Annotated in this window: 17 protein-coding genes; 12 read left to right on the top strand and 5 right to left on the bottom strand. The window is 36.6% G+C overall.

Going from position 1 to position 17,035, the window contains the following annotated elements:
• The first annotated feature begins 64 nt into the window (after positions 1–64).
• From HT709_RS07940 to HT709_RS07890, 10 genes are all read left to right on the top strand, one after another.
• Complete coding sequence (locus tag HT709_RS07940; protein WP_000604868.1) at positions 65–391, top strand: hypothetical protein; 327 nt, start codon at positions 65–67, stop codon at positions 389–391.
• A 667-nt stretch (positions 392–1,058) separates the two neighbouring features.
• Positions 1,059–1,574 carry a hypothetical protein gene (locus HT709_RS07935; protein ID WP_172925659.1) on the top strand — a complete coding sequence of 172 codons (516 nt, stop codon included), beginning with the start codon at positions 1,059–1,061 and terminating at the stop codon, positions 1,572–1,574.
• Between the two features lie 309 nt (positions 1,575–1,883).
• Positions 1,884–2,471: a hypothetical protein gene (locus HT709_RS07930; protein ID WP_172925658.1), complete on the top strand. Its 588-nt coding sequence runs from the start codon at positions 1,884–1,886 to the stop codon at positions 2,469–2,471.
• A 14-nt stretch (positions 2,472–2,485) separates the two neighbouring features.
• Entirely contained in the window at positions 2,486–2,830 is a 345-nt protein-coding gene (locus HT709_RS07925; RefSeq protein ID WP_050971712.1) for a hypothetical protein, read from the top strand.
• Positions 2,830–3,264, top strand: coding sequence for a protein-export chaperone SecB (locus HT709_RS07920; protein ID WP_023937337.1), 435 nt, complete (start codon positions 2,830–2,832; stop codon positions 3,262–3,264). The genes HT709_RS07925 and HT709_RS07920 overlap by 1 nt, the downstream gene beginning before the upstream one ends.
• Before the next feature lie 556 nt (positions 3,265–3,820).
• The gene (locus tag HT709_RS07915) at positions 3,821–5,680 is read left to right on the top strand and encodes a YSIRK-type signal peptide-containing protein (protein WP_172925657.1); all 1,860 of its coding nucleotides are present in this window, start codon (positions 3,821–3,823) and stop codon (positions 5,678–5,680) included.
• A 56-nt stretch (positions 5,681–5,736) separates the two neighbouring features.
• Positions 5,737–7,008, top strand: a complete 1,272-nt coding sequence (locus tag HT709_RS11890; protein WP_240156677.1) for a hypothetical protein — start codon at positions 5,737–5,739, stop codon at positions 7,006–7,008.
• 318 nt (positions 7,009–7,326) lie between these two features.
• Positions 7,327–8,256: a sugar ABC transporter permease gene (locus tag HT709_RS07900; RefSeq protein ID WP_172925656.1), complete on the top strand. Its 930-nt coding sequence runs from the start codon at positions 7,327–7,329 to the stop codon at positions 8,254–8,256.
• Between the two features lie 12 nt (positions 8,257–8,268).
• A complete protein-coding gene (locus HT709_RS07895) occupies positions 8,269–9,192 on the top strand; it encodes a carbohydrate ABC transporter permease (RefSeq protein WP_000818348.1) in 924 nt (307 codons plus the stop codon).
• Between the two features lie 103 nt (positions 9,193–9,295).
• Positions 9,296–10,771 carry an ABC transporter substrate-binding protein gene (locus tag HT709_RS07890; protein ID WP_000800407.1) on the top strand — a complete coding sequence of 492 codons (1,476 nt, stop codon included), beginning with the start codon at positions 9,296–9,298 and terminating at the stop codon, positions 10,769–10,771.
• Positions 10,772–10,964: 193 nt separating this feature from the next.
• Here HT709_RS07890 and HT709_RS07885 read toward each other — a convergent pair whose 3' ends face one another.
• The 5 genes from HT709_RS07885 to HT709_RS07865 form a co-directional block, all read right to left on the bottom strand.
• Positions 10,965–11,579, bottom strand: coding sequence for an ATP-binding cassette domain-containing protein (locus HT709_RS07885; RefSeq protein ID WP_000130638.1), 615 nt, complete (start codon positions 11,577–11,579; stop codon positions 10,965–10,967).
• 2 nt (positions 11,580–11,581) lie between these two features.
• Positions 11,582–12,409: a hypothetical protein gene (locus HT709_RS07880; RefSeq protein WP_050971574.1), complete on the bottom strand. Its 828-nt coding sequence runs from the start codon at positions 12,407–12,409 to the stop codon at positions 11,582–11,584.
• A 4-nt stretch (positions 12,410–12,413) separates the two neighbouring features.
• A complete protein-coding gene (locus HT709_RS07875; RefSeq protein WP_000771482.1) occupies positions 12,414–13,235 on the bottom strand; it encodes a hypothetical protein in 822 nt (273 codons plus the stop codon).
• The gene (locus HT709_RS07870; RefSeq protein WP_050223173.1) at positions 13,236–14,312 is read right to left on the bottom strand and encodes a hypothetical protein; all 1,077 of its coding nucleotides are present in this window, start codon (positions 14,310–14,312) and stop codon (positions 13,236–13,238) included.
• Positions 14,313–14,459: 147 nt separating this feature from the next.
• The gene (locus tag HT709_RS07865; protein ID WP_100127969.1) at positions 14,460–14,852 is read right to left on the bottom strand and encodes a hypothetical protein; all 393 of its coding nucleotides are present in this window, start codon (positions 14,850–14,852) and stop codon (positions 14,460–14,462) included.
• Between the two features lie 244 nt (positions 14,853–15,096).
• On the opposite strand from HT709_RS07865, the gene HT709_RS07860 reads away from it, so the two are divergent.
• Positions 15,097–15,246, top strand: a complete 150-nt coding sequence (locus HT709_RS07860) for a DUF3502 domain-containing protein (protein WP_345890589.1) — start codon at positions 15,097–15,099, stop codon at positions 15,244–15,246.
• Positions 15,247–15,675: 429 nt separating this feature from the next.
• On the top strand, positions 15,676–16,662 hold the full coding sequence (locus HT709_RS07855) for a rhodanese-related sulfurtransferase (protein ID WP_050252542.1): 987 nt from the start codon (positions 15,676–15,678) through the stop codon (positions 16,660–16,662).
• Positions 16,663–17,035: the final 373 nt, after the last annotated feature.

Genomic DNA, 17,035 nt, shown 5'->3' with positions numbered 1-17,035 from the left:
TTAAAAAGGTTGCTACCGACATATACAAATTCCAAAAACAAAAACGTTAGCAGAACTAGCAGATGTGATTTTATGGAGTTTTGATTTTGCAAATGCTCATGCTCATGCATTTTTCATGGATAATGTTGCGTGGAGTCATGCAGATTCTTACTTTCTTAGCTTTGTTAGTGACGATGTTGAAGAACGTTACACAGAAAATGTCTATCTGGATACCCTAAGTGTCAAACAAAAATTTAAGTTTATTTTCGACTTCGGTGATGAATGGCGTTTTGAATGCCAAGTGCTGAGAGAAATCGAGACAGAGGGCGAAGAAGCTTATCTCGTACGTTCGGTTGGAACGCCGCCAGAACAATATCCAGATTATGATGGTTTTGACTATGAAGAATGGTAAAATTGATTGTTAAACAATCTAAAAAACAATTGGAATCAGTCTGTGTAGGCTTAGTATTTCAATTGTTTTTTTGTGATGGTTTCAGATAAGAGAGTTTTTTAATACTCAATGAAAATCAAAGAGCAAACTAGGAAGCTAGCTGTAGGTTGCTCAAAACACTGTTTTGAGGTTTCAGGTGGAAGCTGAGGAGGTTTGAAGAGATTTTCGAAGAGTATAAATTTGTTGAGGGTGTAGCTAATACGTATTCAGTCTGGTAGATTGAGAAAACTTGACAAAAAATTAGATAGTGCTAGAATAACATTAACGAGAGACATTTGAGGGCAGAAAGGTTCCTGCCACACCTTGCAAAAAGGTATCTGAGATGCTGGGTACACCGACCAGCCAAGGGTCCGTTATTTCAAGGGAGGGGCTTAAATGCTCTTTTTTATTTAAAAATTTCAAAATAGATTACACTCACCGCAGGCTTAGGCTTGCGTTTTTTTTGTTTGACAAAATTAAAAAAATGTGTAAGAATAAGGAGAATTGAAAACAGGAAAACTCACCTCCTTTCGATTCGTCTAGCCTTTTCGTGAGGCAATGAGGGGGCGGAGAGACGCGCTCGTCAACAGAAGTATCTCATTGGAAATGTTGCTCACTTTTTAGTGAGCTTTTTATCTAGGGAATAGAAATGAAAAGCAAAAAGTTAAAATTAGGTCAAATTGATTTAAAAATGTGCAAGGATTACGACCTTATTCAAGCGATGGACTATGACTTTAAGACGAAGGAAGTAATGAATAAAGGAAGGGGATTTGCGGTAACTGTTGTCAAAATACAGGGGCTAACTTTCTTGATTCCATTTAGAAGTTATATTCCTAAAAAGTATCAGTTGAAGCATAAGCTTCGAAATTCGGCAAAAGAAGGATATGTTGAAGGATTAGATATTGGTAAAACCTTGATTTTAGAAGATGAAAGTTATTTGCTAAATACTACTTTTCGCCTTCGGAAAGTCGAAGATTATTATAAAGTAATGGACAATGATAGAGCTATAATTAATAAGTTGGTAAAAGCTATTATAGACTATAACCGTGCTTTAGAAATGAACGATAGAAACAAACTTGAAGATCCTAAACGCTTTAAATTCTCAACATTCCAGAATTATTCTACTAGATTAAGAGTCATAACAGAAAAAGACTATTTAGAATAGATAATGTTTTTGCAGGTTCTGGCTTGCATTTCTATTTTGCAAAAACACGCATTTTGAACGATTAGAACCAGAAATTACAATCTTATTCTTCAAAAAAGCGTTTTCTTGAAGAATAGAAAAAGCCCGATTTTATGGGGTTTTAATTCTGATAAAATCCGATAATTTCGGCATGATAAGGTGAGGTAGTTATTGTCTTAATGCTCAGTTCCGTTCTGGAAATCGCTAGAATGTTTTCAAAAAATCCCGTAATAGTTGAATTATCTAAGCTTTAACAGTATAATCAAGTTAGTAGCTTCATAAGGAGGTTCTATGCTACAATATAGTGGGTGGCACGGCACCACCAATAAAAGGAAAGAAAAGATTCTATCTGCTGGGTTTTCTTATGAGAAATATAAACCTGGTATTCATAAACAGAGACATCCGAACGACTTGGGTAATGGTATTTACTTTTTTCTACCTTTTGACAAAGATACTGGTAAAACGATTGCTTCTGCTTATGTCGCAAAGTATAAGTCATTTGAACTAAGCAAACCTGGGGTTAGGCCTGAGTTAATTCATGCTGAAATCACCCTAAAATCTATAGATAAGATTTTTATTTTAGATGACCCAGCAAACCAAAGCTTATTAGAGGAATATCGACAAGCGGCATCTATTCAAATTGAACGTGAGATTACAGATATTTCAGGTAGCGGAGCCAAAAATAGAGCTACTCTTCTTAACCAAAATCAAGGATTAATTATTGAACTGTTGCTTGATTTAGCGTCTCAGCATGGGAAGAATTATGAATCCGTGCAGTCTAAAACATATACAGATATTCCATTTTTACCAGTAATTAACGGAAAGAACGGAGAGGAAATTTGTATCCGTGATTTAAATTGTATGACAAACATTTTATAAATAAGGAGGCTTTTATGAGTTTATTGTCAAACTTTTTAGGAACTGAAGAATTTTCTTTGATGGATTCTCCAATGTTTCAAGAATTAGTTGAAAATATTAAGGCCAACAAAATTTATTCAGTAAACAATGAATTTGATTATGATTTGAATATATCAGGAAGTCTTAAAAAATATAAAGATGAAATCCATTTTACTTCTCAATTAAATAATCAAAAAGAGTTTTATGATTTGAATTCTATAACTAAAGTAAATGCAATGCCTAAATATAATATAAAAAACAAGAAGTCATGTTTTTCATATTTACCAATAGATTCTGAAAACTTAATTACAACAAAAGAAAATAGTGAGGTGGCAGCTTAATGTCCTCTTTACAATTTAAAGATTATTTTTTAAATGAAGTATCATACCGAAGAAATCCTAGTTTTGACCAAACAAATAGTACTATTAATTTACATCCTGAATTGTCTGCACAGATTTTAATAAGAAAATCTGAAAACCTTGCTTATGTTAACTTGATAACAAAGCAAGGAAATATAGATTCAGATGATTCTGCTTTTGAGCTTATTGTAGATATTGTTGGAGAATTTTCATTTATATATGACGAGACAGAATTTGATATTGATTTTGAAACTTTTCTTAAAGAGAATGGTTTAGCAATTCTTTGGTCCTATATTCGGCCTATCGTATCTGATATGATTACTCGGGGTAATGAGTTCCCCAACTTCATATTGCCTGTCGTTAACATTAAAAAAATGCTTGAAGACAAAGATTCTATCAAGTTAACATACGAATAAAAACAGTGTATATATTTTTCAAAGCTCCAATGAAATGCTTTCACATTTAAAAGGTATTCGGAGAACTATAAATCAAAATTGTGATAAAAATAAATAGGACCAAAGAGTTTTGTATGATAGTAGTGCAATTTGAAACTCTAGCTGTTTCTCGAGCTTATCGTTCTTGAACTATAAAATATTTCTAAAAAACTGATAGAATCATATATTTTAATAATATACGAAGAATAACGCTGATTTTTCAAGCGTTTTTTCTTTTAAAACAGCTAGCAGGTGGTGAAGTGAAAAGCTTGACGATCAAGTCAAACAATGTTGGTTTCAGCTTGCCGTATATATGTTGAGGCTGGGTAAAAAACAATTTCAGGAGAAAATGAAGTCAATATTTCCACGATAAGATACATGATATCAAGCTTAGTTCATAATGTTTGATTTATAAAAAGAAAGAGAGTATAATGAGTTAAACCTACCTAAAGTATGCTCAAATATTTTAGGGGGGCTTTTTATTTGCCCTTCCATTATATATTAACCGATAATTATCGGAAAAGGAGCAAAATGATATATGTTTTATAAAGGTAATGAAGATAGAGAAAAGCGCTTGCGGTTTTCGATTCGTAAGGTTAGTTTTGGAGCTGCTAGTGTTGCAGTAGCAGCCTTGTTCATGTTTCCAGGAAATGGGACAGTGTCTGCCACAGAGCAAGGTGTAACCCCAACTAATGAGGGAAGACAAGGCTCACCACTGAAAGAGCCAGATGTCCAGAATGGAACCTACGGGGCGACTCCAGTAGTCAGTCAGTTGGATGGAAATTCTGGTACTAGTGAGGCTTCCGCTCCGAAAGGTCAAGAAGAAACAAGTACTCCAACATCTACTGATGCAAGCGCACCATCAGTCGAATCACCTACTGTTTCAAAAGAGAAAGAAGAAACATCTACTACTGCTTCAGCAACAGAAGAAAAGTCAGCAGAGAAAAATACTGAGGTGCCATCTACAGAAGCAAATAGCGTAGAAAACAAAGAACAAACAAGAGTAAAAACTGAAGAGAAAGCTGCTACTCCAGTAACAGAAAGCCACAAACCGAAATTACGTAAAAAACGTGATATAAGTGCCACTCCAGATGCAGATGCTGCAACGGATGACCCATCGGCAAACCAAGTGTATAGAGAACCGGGCGAAGATGCGAGTGTGAATCAGCTTGCTAGAGTGTTGCAAAACTTGCCAAATAAGGTAGAAAATAACGACAAGCTTTCTAAGAATATGGAGAATCTTGGAGCATCTAAAAACGTTTCTGCTGGACAAGTATTAGAAATAGATGAGTTTGGTGGCTGGAAGGCTGTAGGCGAGAATGGTAAGTTCGTTATTGCGAGAAAAACAGCTGCTGGAGTTTTCCCATTAGAAACAATCAACTCTACCTTAGATGATACTGTTTGGTTAACAGAGCAAGCTTTTGATAGAACTAGTGACTACACATTATTATTATCGAAAAGTAGAACTAGGGCGAATATGACTGATGTAGTAGCTGATGGAAGTACCTATAGAGAACTGGGTGAAGGTACTGGAATTACTAAGAATGTAGTAAATTTCCAAGGGATTGAGAAAGTATTCAAAGCTTATTCTACAGAGCTTGGCACTAATGTTGTAGTGAAATTTAAAACAGGTTATGCTGGAGATTCTGAAGGTAAGAAGGCGAATTATAAGGTAGAAGTTTTCAGCATAGCTGGAACTACTGAAACTAAAGTGTATGAGACTACTTTTGATCCACAAAAAAATTCCAAGGATAACGATAAGGTAGTAACCAAGGCGAGTGATGGAACTAATAACTCTGTAATTAGAATTTCAACTACGTCGAATGGTTTCGTGCGAGGACAAACTAAGACTCGTCAAAATTTTATAGGTAAGGAAGCGGCTGAGAAGAAAATTGCTGAACCAGGAAATGTTCCGAATGGTACTCCAGGAACATTTACAAGTAGAAATATTGAGTTGCCAAAAGGTGTTGAAAAATATAAAGTAAGAATTAGCCTAGCAAATCAAAATGAAACAGGGATGAGTTATCAGGCTTGGGATCTCAAGTATTCTTTACCTATTACAGGAGTAGATTTCACTATCACACAAGACACGAATAAAGTAGCTAAAAGCTTATTACAACGTGTTTATGATAAATTGAAAGAAACAGAAGAGGCTGATACTAAAGGTAAGACAGAAACAACTATCAATGCTTATAAAGCTCAGTTAGAAAAAGTAAAAAACTTATTAGAAGGTAATTTGAAAGCCACTCAAGATTATAAAAAGCTTGTAACTGATGTATTAATGGAAAAAGCAGCTCTAAGAACTGATAAGTCTGGTTTAACTACTTCCAAGCAGACTATAACAGATTTGATAGATGAAACACCTGAACCAACAAGTGGGAAAACACAAGTTCTGTAAGGGCGTATACAGCTGCAAAAGAAGAAGCGAAAAAAGCCCAAGTAGCAGCCCAGTCAGTGTTAGATAAAGATAACCCTTCGTCTGATGAAGTGGAATTAGCAATTTCCAAGTTAAATGAGAAAATAGCGGAACTAAAATTAGCACGATCTGAACTAGTCACAGCAGCGACTGATACTCAAAAAGATGAGTTATCCAAAGTTGAGGAAACCTTGAAGCCAGCTGATACAGCTGATAAAACGCCTAAGAGTGTTGAAGCCTATAACAAGGAAATCGAAAAACTTCAAGCAGAGTTAGACGCAGCCAAACGTGACGCCAAAGCAGTTGTAGATAAAGGTGAAGAAGCGACGAAAGCGGAAGCATCTGAAGCTCAAGTTAAAGTAGCTGCAGTCAGAGCGAAATTGGTAGAAGCAGGTAAACTGTTGACAGATAAGGCTGACAAAGCAGACCTTACAGCAGCTAGAGCAATTGATGAAATCAATCGTATCAATCCTATTCCATCTCCTCGTCACCTCCTAACGACTAATAACCAACCTGGAAATTCTAGCAATGTGAACACTACAGAACCAACAAGTCCATCAGATAGTGGGCAAGCAAATTCTGGACAAGATGGACGAAGCACTGACAGTGGTTCAACAACCACTGCTCGTTCGTCTGTAGCTCCAGTGACAACTACGGAACCTAGTGCAAATACAGCGAATAGAGAAGACGATACTGTTCGTTCAGCAACTCAGGGTCAAGGAATTTTAGACAAGTCAGAACTAAGTAAGCAGACTCAAACCTTAGAAAATCTTTTGAGATTATTGACAGGTGTATCGAATCCTACCACAGATTCAGCACGTCTTGTTTTGGTAGAGGCTAAGAAAGCTCTTGCAGATGATAGTTTGACAGAGCAAGGGTTACGCCATATCTTGCAAACAGTCAAGGATGCTATTGCTTCCCTAGAGTCCATTAAGGAAAGCCAGTCAGCAACTAAGGATGGAGGACAAACAGCGGGCAAAGAAACAGCAGGAGAAGATGAGTCTGCAAATCAAACTCAAGTCCCAGTAGGGATTATTGCAGCAAGTATCCTAGTGCTTTTAGGTCTCCTCTTCTTCCTCCTAGCTCGTCGTAACAAAGAATCAGAACTCGAGAAATTAGTCAAGGAATTAAGTAAACTTCTTAAAGACTTAAACCTTGAAACAGTAGATAAGGATATCCTTGAAAATTCTCAAGAAGAACTTCAAAAAGCAGTTTTGTTCTTGGCAGATGAAAAAGGCTCTGAGCATACTGAAGCAGAGTTGATTGATAATCTTAAAGAGGTTATTGCTAAGTTGACAGCAAACGCCTAATAACATATTAAAAATCTCCAGATTAGGAACTATCGCTGAGTTCTCTAGTCTGGAGATTTTTCAATATACTTCGTTATTGGGCGGTTATAACAGAGTGATGCCATCACTGGGCTAATAGAGATAAAATAAACAATTGATTTAGGACATTTGTTTGATAGTGGTGATAAAGTTTTAAATCTGCTACATAATTTGTGGAGTTTTTTCTATAATTAGGAGTTTAACCTAATCTGCAAATAGGAGTATACTAATAATGTAATCGTTATCAAAAGTCTAAAAAAGAATTTTTAGATGGATATCAAAATAAAAAGGGAGGAAATTATGAATAAGTTTTCAAAAACCTTGAGAGACAACTGGATCTTTCTCTTGATGGTTTTTCCAGGGGCACTCTGGTTGATTCTATTCTTCTACATTCCAGTATTTGGGAACGTGGTTGCCTTCAAAGACTACCACATGACCAGTAATGGTTTCATAGATAGTATCATAAATAGTAAATGGGTCGGACTCGATAATTTCAGATTCTTATTTAGTTCAAGAGACGCCTTTATTATCACACGAAATACGGTTCTCTACAATCTTGGCTTTATCTTTCTAGGTTTAGTTGTATCTGTAGGGATTGCCATTATTCTCAGTGAACTCCGTTCCAAGAGAATGGTGAAGATTTTCCAAACTTCTATGTTGTTCCCTTACTTCTTGTCTTGGGTTATCATCAGTTTCTTTACAGATGCCTTCCTAAATATTGATAAAGGGGTCTTCAATCATCTATTGGAAAGTCTTGGTCTCAAAGAAGTCAATTTTTACGCTGATTTGGGAATTTGGCCCTATCTCCTACTTTTCCTAGGTATTTGGAAAGGTTTTGGATATAGCAGTGTCATGTACTATGCGACAATCATGGGAATTGATCCAACCTACTACGAAGCAGCGACAGTAGACGGAGCCAGCAAATGGCAACGGATTCGCAATGTAACCATTCCGCAGTTGACACCGCTGGTAACTGTATTGACCATCCTTGCAGTCGGAAATATCTTCCGTGCAGACTTCGGTCTCTTCTACCAAATCCCTCACAATGCTGGTCAGCTTTATAACGTAACCAACGTCTTGGACGTATATGTATATAATGGTTTGACCCAGACAGCGGATATTGGGATGGCTTCAGCGGCAGGTCTCTACCAATCAGTAGTCGGTTTGATGCTGGTGGTTCTATCAAACTTACTGGCAAGACGAGTTGATCCAAACTCAGCCTTGTTTTAGAAGGAGGAGAATATGGCAGAAAAGAAAATTAAAAAAGAAAAAATTGATAATGTCGGCATTCACTCCTTCAGTAAGAAAGCAGATATCTTCTTCAGTATCATTTCGGGTTTGATTGCCCTCTCTTGTATCCTACCCTTCGTATTCGTTATCATTATTTCAGTGACGGACGAGAAAAGCCTCCTCCAATACGGCTACAGCTTCTTCCCATCCCAATTTGGATTAGACGGTTTTGAGTTCTTGGCACAGTTTAAGGATAAAATCTTACAAGCCCTCTTCATTTCTGTCTTTGTAACCGTAGTTGGGACATTTACAAATGTCTTTATCACAACAACCTATGCCTACGCTATTTCACGGACAACCTTTAAGTATCGCAGATTCTTTACCATCTTCGTTCTGCTCAGTATGTTGTTCAACGCTGGTTTGGTACCAGGTTATATCATGGTGACCCGTGTCCTTCAGCTTGGGGACACTGTTTGGGCCTTGATTGTGCCAATGCTTCTCTCACCATTCAATATCATCTTGATGCGTTCCTTCTTCAAGAAGACCATTCCAGAAGCCATTCTCGAATCGGCTCGTATCGATGGTGCTAGTGAGGCTCGGATTTTCTTCCAAATCTGTTTGCCATTGTCACTACCAGGTATTGCAACCATCACGCTTTTGACAGCTCTTGGTTTCTGGAATGACTGGTTCAACGCCCTTCTTTACATCAAGAGTGACAACTTGTATCCATTGCAATATTTGCTCATGCAAATCCAACAAAATATGGACTACATCGCCAAAGCGGTCGGCTTGACTGGTCAATTGGGAGTTGCTCTACCGAAAGAAACAGGTCGTATGGCCATGGTTGTGGTTGCAACCCTTCCAATCGCGATTTTGTATCCATTCTTCCAACGCTACTTTGTAAAAGGTTTGACTATCGGTGGTGTGAAAGAATAGTGCTTATTGAGAAAGAACATTTCTCAGTTCCCAACTTCCCTTGCGTGAAGTTAAGATCATTACATTGTTTATAAGTTTAAAAATAAAAAAAGGAGTTTTTATCATGAAAAACTGGAAAAAATATGCTTTTGCATCTGCTAGTGTAGTCGCTTTGGCTGCAGGTCTTGCTGCTTGTGGAAATTTGACAGGTAACAGCAAAAAAGCTGCTGATTCAGGTGACAAACCTGTTATCAAAATGTACCAAATCGGTGACAAACCAGATAACTTGGATGAATTGTTAGCAAATGCCAACAAAATCATCGAAGAAAAAGTTGGTGCCAAATTGGATATCCAATACCTTGGCTGGGGTGACTATGGTAAGAAAATGTCAGTTATCACATCATCTGGTGAAAACTATGATATCGCCTTTGCAGATAACTATATTGTAAATGCTCAAAAAGGTGCTTATGCTGACTTGACAGAATTGTACAAAAAAGAAGGTAAAGACCTTTACAAGGCACTTGACCCAGCTTACATCAAGGGTAATACTGTAAACGGTAAAATTTACGCTGTACCAGTTGCAGCCAACGTTGCATCATCTCAAAACTTTGCCTTCAACGGAACTCTCCTTGCCAAATATGGTATCGATATTTCAGGTGTTACTTCTTACGAAACTCTTGAGCCAGTCTTGAAACAAATTAAAGAAAAAGCTCCAGACGTAGTACCATTTGCTATTGGTAAAGTTTTCATCCCATCTGATAACTTTGACTACCCAGTAGCAAACGGTCTTCCATTCGTTATCGACCTTGAAGGCGATACTACTAAAGTTGTAAACCGTTACGAAGTGCCTCGTTTCAAAGAACACTTGAAGACTCTTCACAAATTCTATGAAGCTGGCTACATTCCAAAAGACGTCGCAACAAGCGATACTTCCTTTGACCTTCAACAAGATACTTGGTTCGTTCGTGAAGAAACAGTAGGACCAGCTGACTACGGTAACAGCTTGCTTTCACGTGTTGCCAACAAAGATATCCAAATCAAACCAATTACTAACTTCATCAAGAAAAACCAAACAACACAAGTTGCTAACTTTGTCATCTCAAACAACTCTAAGAACAAAGAAAAATCAATGGAAATCTTGAACCTCTTGAATACGAATCCAGAACTCTTGAACGGTCTTGTTTACGGTCCAGAAGGCAAGAACTGGGAAAAAATTGAAGGTAAAGAAAACCGTGTTCGCGTTCTTGATGGCTACAAAGGAAACACTCACATGGGTGGATGGAACACTGGTAACAACTGGATCCTTTATATCAACGAAAACGTTACAGACCAACAAATCGAAAATTCTAAGAAAGAATTGGCAGAAGCTAAAGAATCTCCAGCGCTTGGATTTATCTTCAATACTGACAATGTGAAATCTGAAATCTCAGCTATTGCTAACACAATGCAACAATTTGATACAGCTATCAACACTGGTACTGTAGACCCAGATAAAGCGATTCCAGAATTGATGGAAAAATTGAAATCTGAAGGTGCCTACGAAAAAGTATTGAACGAAATGCAAAAACAATACGATGAATTCTTGAAAAACAAAAAATAATCAGCTAAATTGATTTCGTGTATTCATTCCTAACTCCTAAAATAAGAATCACTGCTTTCCTCAGGTTGGTCTGGGGAGGGCAGTGGTTTTTTTTGAATGAAAAATAAACCAACTAATATAATTCAGGTATAGTTGGTCTTTTTGTATAAAATTGCTATTTTATGAGGAGTGTTGTCTCTGTAATAAATCATTCTTATCCCAAGTATAGAACTTCATCACAGAGACATTCGATATCTTGCTCTATATGAGAAGCTAGAATAATAAGTTTCCCCTTTTCTTTTAGGTGGAGTAATTTTTCTCGAATTTTTTGAACAGATTGCTTATCAAGTCCGTTCATTGGTTCATCTAAGAGTAATATATCTGGATTTTCCATAAAAGCCTGTGCTAGAGCTAATTTTTGTTTCATTCCTAAAGAGTAGTGTTTTACTTTTTTAGAAGAACTAGGATTGAGTCCTACATCTATCATACTCTGAATGATTTCTTTCTCTCCTATTTTATTTTTGATTAGAGCTAGTTGATGTAAGTTATCAAAACCAGAATAACCTTCCAGAAATCCTGGAGTCTCAATAATAACACCTACACTTGGTAAGAAGGGAAAATCTATTCCAAGTATGTTTCCATCTAATTCGATTTTTCCTTCAGTTATACCTTCTAATCCCGCTAAACACTTGAGTAAAACTGTTTTTCCTGAACCGTTATATCCAACAATTCCGTATATATTTCCACTGGAAAATTCAAAGGAAAGGTCTTCAAAAATTACATTGTGTTTATAGTTTTTACGAATAGATTTTAAATGTAAGTCTGTCATATCTATTGTCTCCTTATTTTTTTCATAACAACTAGGATTATGGTGAGTAAAATGTATAAAAGTAGGATACGAGTAATTATTTCTGGTAGGGATAGTAAGCCAGAATGGGCTTCGTATTTAATATAATGGAAGTCTAGCCAAGTTAAAGGAGATAAAAATTTAATCCAGAAACGTGAAGCTTCTGTAATAAATAATTCTACAATAACTAATCCACAGGCTAAGGTATTTCCTAAATTAGAATAATGACTATTGAAAACGAAAATCACTCCTCCAATCAAAATGAACATAAGGAATAGCAATAAGAATATTTGAAAAAAAGCTCCATAGGGAGAATAATATTGCAGTATAATTGAGCGTAGATGCGTCATGCTATCAACACCTTCCGGAAATGAAATACGTCCTTGAGCTAAGGAGGGTAGGAGACGTCCCCAATGATTTGAAAAGTGTAGTGTAGGAAGAAAAGTGATTAGAATGCTGATGATTTGGTAAATCGAAGCGATTAAGCTCGCTATAATCAGATAAATAAACTGGGAGAGCATCCACTTTTTCTGTCCGATTTTTAAGATTAACCAAAACTGGAAAGTATCTTTTAAAGGAAGATTGCTAAATAGTAGTATGACAGATAAAATAGAAATTGCAGTGAACCATTGACTCGTGAAGAGAACAGTTACAATGCTGACAGGATAAGTTTCTTTGAAGTGATTAGCTAAATTAGAAAAAGGTAGCATTAAAATCAAAGTATAGAGGTGAAAGAAAATTAAGATAGGCAACAATCGTTTAAAGGTGAATTGTTGTTTTAAGAGAATAGTTACTACACGTATAATCTCCATAAGATTACTCCTTATCATAAAAATGCCAATGTTTTTTAAGAGCTAGTCGAATGATCTCTATTGACAAAAGTGCCCATAGAGTTAAGAAAATATAAGGATAAAGCAACGAAAAAATATTTCGAAAGTTTTCGTCACCTACTTGAAAATATGCTAGCCCTTCTCGTAAATAATCATCTGTCGTTAAGACGATATGTGGCAAGGTAAAAAAAGGGAGAACTCTCTCTAAACCAAATGTTGTGAGGACAAACCAGGCTGTACTTGGAAGAAGATAGACCATTAACACATTAGGGTAAAAAACGGAAAGAACTCCACCTAATAGAGTAAAGAATGCAAAATAGAGTCCAATTAGACTAATGAGAAGGAAGTAGAAAAGGAATATAAATCCTTGATTTAACAACCACTGATTGCTAAAAGTAGATGAGTAGTGAGAATTAGTGAGGGGAAAATAAAAGGAGAGGAGAATTAAAAAACAGAATCCTAAGGTCAGTCCTACAAAATAAGAACGGAAAATTAACCGTTTGACGAAGGAAGAAGCGTATTGTCGCAGAGACATACGACTAAGTAAAAAAGGAAGTCTATTTTGATGGTAGTCTTGTGAAAAGTCTGTTACTACAGTGGAAGCTGCTGTTAAGATATATAATGACATTGCTAGATTTCTAGAGAAGGAGAGCATGAAATAATCAGGGACTGCAAGTGAATTTCTTCCGTCTAATTTTATTGTTAGATCTGTATAGGACATCATCAATGCAACTACTAAGGAAAAGAGTAGTCCAATCCAAATCCTCCAATCTTTTAGCGTATATTTAAAGGGGAGAAGTAGTTTCATCTAACTTACCTCTTTCCAGTTTGTGGGATCGATAACTGCTTTATCTATACGATCTTTTTCTTTGATTGTAAAGATTAGGAAGGGACGATAGAGATTTCCTCCATAGAGTTCTTTTTCTTGAGTGGGAATAGGTATATACTCAATTGTAAATGACTCAATATAAATTGGACTGTCCAAAATCAAATTTTCGTATTTTTCTTTTAAAACATCTAATCCTTTTTGGACAGAAAGAGTCGCCATTTTATCTATTTTTTGAGTCGGTAAGATAACACCAGATAAATCAATTCCTTGAATCCCTGCTTGGGTGATGATAAAGTTTAGGTCAGGACCATGAATAAAACTAATCTCTCCGGATGAACCTAGCTGAGTTTCGCCATCAATAACTCTTTTACTAGAAAGTTTTGGAAAAACAGTAACATAGCACATATCAGTCAGATTGTTTTTGTCTATCTTTGTTCCTTTTAATTCTTTGGCATTTCTTTCGTAGGTTGGGAGATACTCAAGGAGTGTTTCTTTTGAGATAGCGTAGATGAGATAATCATAATCGTCAAATCCTAATTGGAGGGTATTTAGAAATTGCTTAACTTTGTTAACACCATCTTCTTTTGAAAATGGAAGTTCTTCTTTAAAGTCGGTTAGATTTAGATTATTTTCAATAGCGTCTAATCGTAGGTTGTGGAAAACACTTGATAGATCTGATATTTGATCAGATGTTAAATGAATCCATGATCCAGTTTTATTGACGGTAATATCTGCTCTGGTCTTTCCTTTTTGGAGTCTGGTTAAAGGATTCTTATCGGCAATAATTTCACTAATTTCACTATCGCTTCCCATAAAATTTTGGATAGCTGTTACCAATGTTTCTTTGTCTCCTTTTTTTGAGTCCCAAAAAGGCAATTCTTCTTTATAGGAGGTATCTATCTGGTCTGATAGATAGATTTGCTCTGTTATCTCTTTATAACCTTCTTTTATGGGAAGATTTTCCTTATTTATCTCAGTTGTTTGCTTTTGGCTATATTGACAAGCTGTTAAAAAGATAAAGGGAAGAATAAGTAGAAATAATAGGTATTTTTTCATAGTAAAAAGCTCCTTTAAAAAAGGAGCAGAGACATGATACTTTTTAGATGATGCCTCTACTCTTAGAAGGGGGCGTTAGGCTAGTGAGCGCTCACATGATAAACTAGCGAATAACCCAATGTTTGTTACTTTTTGTTTTGAGACGAATTAAGGGTCAAAACGTCCTGTTATATTCGAATTGAGCCAACCATATTTAGAGGCGTTGAGATAATAATAACGTCCAATTGTCCCATAACCGTCATTATAGTGAAGATTATAGCGACCATTTGAATCAGCTATTTTCATCTCAGTTGCAGGTTCATCCTCAGCAGCAGTCCAAGCGCGAATTCTGACCTTTTTTCCCCAACCAAGACCACCTGTGATATTAGCAACAGCAGGGGAGCCGTCTGTTTTTTCAGTTTTTCGGCTACTAACGGAATAGTCTTCGCGTGTAACATGAAGATTGAAATACACCATCTTAGCAGAAACAGTCTGACTAGCTAAGGGGAGTAAGCAAGCGACTCCCAGTCCTAATGCGATGCATTTTTTCAAATTTGTCATCACAATACCTCCTTTGTATTTCAGTGAAATCGATTTCATTCACATTGTACTACTTTTTTTTTATAATGTCAATCGCAAAATAAAGTATTTGTGATTTGTAATTCGAATGTGATAATGTCTTTATAAAATAAGTTATTAGATTTACATATCTCATAAAATATGGTTAAATTATTATATTGAATTTAGAATAGTACAGCATCTCTTCTAAAATATTGTTATAAATTGATTTGGATTCCAAAATTAAATTGCTCGATTCTTATTTCATTTTATTATATTTGACCCAGATAAAGCGATTCCAGAATTGATGGAAAAATTGAAATCTGAAGGTGCCTACGAAACAGTATTGAACGAAATGCAAAAACAATACGATGAATTCTTGAAAAACAAAAAATAATCAGCTAAATTGATTTCGTGTATTCATTCCTAACCTAACTCCTAAAATAAGAATCACTGCTTTCCTCAGGTTTATCTGGGGGAGGCAGTGGTTTTTTGGGCACAAGGATATAGATATTCCTGTTTTCTCTTATCCTTATTTTAATACTCAATAAAAATCAAAGAGCAAACTAGGAAGCTAGCCGCAGGCTGCTCAAAACACAGTTTTGAGGTTGTGGATAGAACTGACAGAGTCAGTATCATATACCTACGGCAAGGTGAAGCTGACGTAGTTTGAAGAGATTTTCGAAGAGTATAACCATTCAGGAAATTTCGATAACCCTCTACAATTTCCAGTCAAATAAATTGCATTCGTTTTCTCAAGCAGGTATACTAGTATGGATAAATAAAAAATTTAGAAAATTTAAGAATAGAAAAGAGAACAAATCTTATGGCAAAAGATATTCGTGTCTTACTTTACTACCTTTATACTCCAATTGAAAATGCAGAGCAATTTGCTGCAGATCACTTGGCTTTCTGTAAATCAATCGGCCTTAAAGGCCGTATCCTAGTCGCTGACGAGGGAATTAACGGAACAGTTTCAGGTGACTATGAAACAACTCAAAAATACATGGACTACGTTCACAGTCTCCCAGGCATGGAAGACCTTTGGTTCAAGATTGACGAAGAAAATGAACAAGCCTTCAAGAAGATGTTTGTTCGCTACAAGAAAGAAATTGTCCACCTTGGTTTGGAAGATAACGACTTTGACAATGACATCAACCCACTTGAAACAACAGGTGCTTACTTGTCTCCAAAAGAGTTCAAAGAAGCGCTTCTTGATAAAGATACCGTTGTCCTTGACACACGTAACGATTATGAGTACGACCTAGGACATTTCCGTGGAGCTATTCGCCCAGATATTCGCAACTTCCGTGAGTTACCACAATGGGTCCGTGATAACAAGGAAAAATTCATGGATAAGCGTGTCGTGGTTTACTGTACAGGTGGCGTTCGCTGTGAGAAATTCTCAGGTTGGATGGTTCGTGAAGGCTACAAAGATGTAGGACAATTGCACGGAGGAATCGCAACTTACGGTAAAGACCCAGAAGTCCAAGGTGAGCTTTGGGATGGGAAAATGTACGTCTTTGACGAGCGTATCGCCGTAGATGTCAACCATGTCAACCCAACCATCGTAGGGAAAGACTGGTTTGATGGAACACCATGTGAACGTTATGTCAACTGTGGAAATCCATTCTGTAACCGTCGTATCTTGACATCAGAAGAAAATGAAGACAAGTACCTTCGTGGATGCTCACACGAGTGCCGTGTTCATCCACGTAACCGCTATGTTTCAGAAAATGAATTGACACAAGCTGAAGTGATCGAGCGCCTAGCCGCTATCGGTGAAAGCTTGGATCAGGCAGCTACTGTATAAGATCAAACAGTCCTCAGGGGCTGTTTTTCTATGCTTTTTACTCAAAAATCTAATACTCAATGAAAATCAAAGAGCAAACTAGGAAGCTAGCCGCAGGCTGCTCAAAGCACTGCTTTGAGGTTGTAGATAAGACTGACGAAGTCAGTCCCCTCTCTCCTTCCCTTCTCCTTTTCCTTTTTTTGCCTCTCTTTTCTCCTCTTCTTCTCACCTGCCTATCCTTTTCTTCCTCCCCCTCTTTTTTCTTCTTCTTTCCCTCCCTCCTCTTTCTCCCCGCAGCCTTTCTTTTCCACTGGATTTGACCATCTCTCCTCTCTTTCTTTTTCTCCCGCTAGCCCTCATGGCCATGATCATTAGGAATTTGGAAAGTTATATC

The organism is Streptococcus sp. 1343, from assembly GCF_013277355.1.
Classification (GTDB): domain Bacteria; phylum Bacillota; class Bacilli; order Lactobacillales; family Streptococcaceae; genus Streptococcus; species Streptococcus pseudopneumoniae.
This window is presented reverse-complemented; position numbering and strand designations above follow the sequence as displayed.

What these genes read in the sequence shown, in the direction of transcription:
- HT709_RS07935 (WP_172925659.1), top strand. Translation starts at nt 1,059, where the DNA reads ATGAAAAGCAAAAAGTTAAAATTAGGTCAAATTGATTTAAAAATGTGC.
- HT709_RS07930 (WP_172925658.1), top strand. Translation starts at nt 1,884, where the DNA reads ATGCTACAATATAGTGGGTGGCACGGCACCACCAATAAAAGGAAAGAA.
- HT709_RS07925 (WP_050971712.1), top strand. Translation starts at nt 2,486, where the DNA reads ATGAGTTTATTGTCAAACTTTTTAGGAACTGAAGAATTTTCTTTGATG.
- HT709_RS07920 (WP_023937337.1), top strand. Translation starts at nt 2,830, where the DNA reads ATGTCCTCTTTACAATTTAAAGATTATTTTTTAAATGAAGTATCATAC.
- HT709_RS07915 (WP_172925657.1), top strand. Translation starts at nt 3,821, where the DNA reads ATGTTTTATAAAGGTAATGAAGATAGAGAAAAGCGCTTGCGGTTTTCG.
- HT709_RS07900 (WP_172925656.1), top strand. Translation starts at nt 7,327, where the DNA reads ATGAATAAGTTTTCAAAAACCTTGAGAGACAACTGGATCTTTCTCTTG.
- HT709_RS07895 (WP_000818348.1), top strand. Translation starts at nt 8,269, where the DNA reads ATGGCAGAAAAGAAAATTAAAAAAGAAAAAATTGATAATGTCGGCATT.
- HT709_RS07890 (WP_000800407.1), top strand. Translation starts at nt 9,296, where the DNA reads ATGAAAAACTGGAAAAAATATGCTTTTGCATCTGCTAGTGTAGTCGCT.
- HT709_RS07885 (WP_000130638.1), bottom strand. Translation starts at nt 11,579, where the DNA reads ATGACAGACTTACATTTAAAATCTATTCGTAAAAACTATAAACACAAT.
- HT709_RS07880 (WP_050971574.1), bottom strand. Translation starts at nt 12,409, where the DNA reads ATGGAGATTATACGTGTAGTAACTATTCTCTTAAAACAACAATTCACC.
- HT709_RS07875 (WP_000771482.1), bottom strand. Translation starts at nt 13,235, where the DNA reads ATGAAACTACTTCTCCCCTTTAAATATACGCTAAAAGATTGGAGGATT.
- HT709_RS07870 (WP_050223173.1), bottom strand. Translation starts at nt 14,312, where the DNA reads ATGAAAAAATACCTATTATTTCTACTTATTCTTCCCTTTATCTTTTTA.
- HT709_RS07865 (WP_100127969.1), bottom strand. Translation starts at nt 14,852, where the DNA reads ATGACAAATTTGAAAAAATGCATCGCATTAGGACTGGGAGTCGCTTGC.
- HT709_RS07855 (WP_050252542.1), top strand. Translation starts at nt 15,676, where the DNA reads ATGGCAAAAGATATTCGTGTCTTACTTTACTACCTTTATACTCCAATT.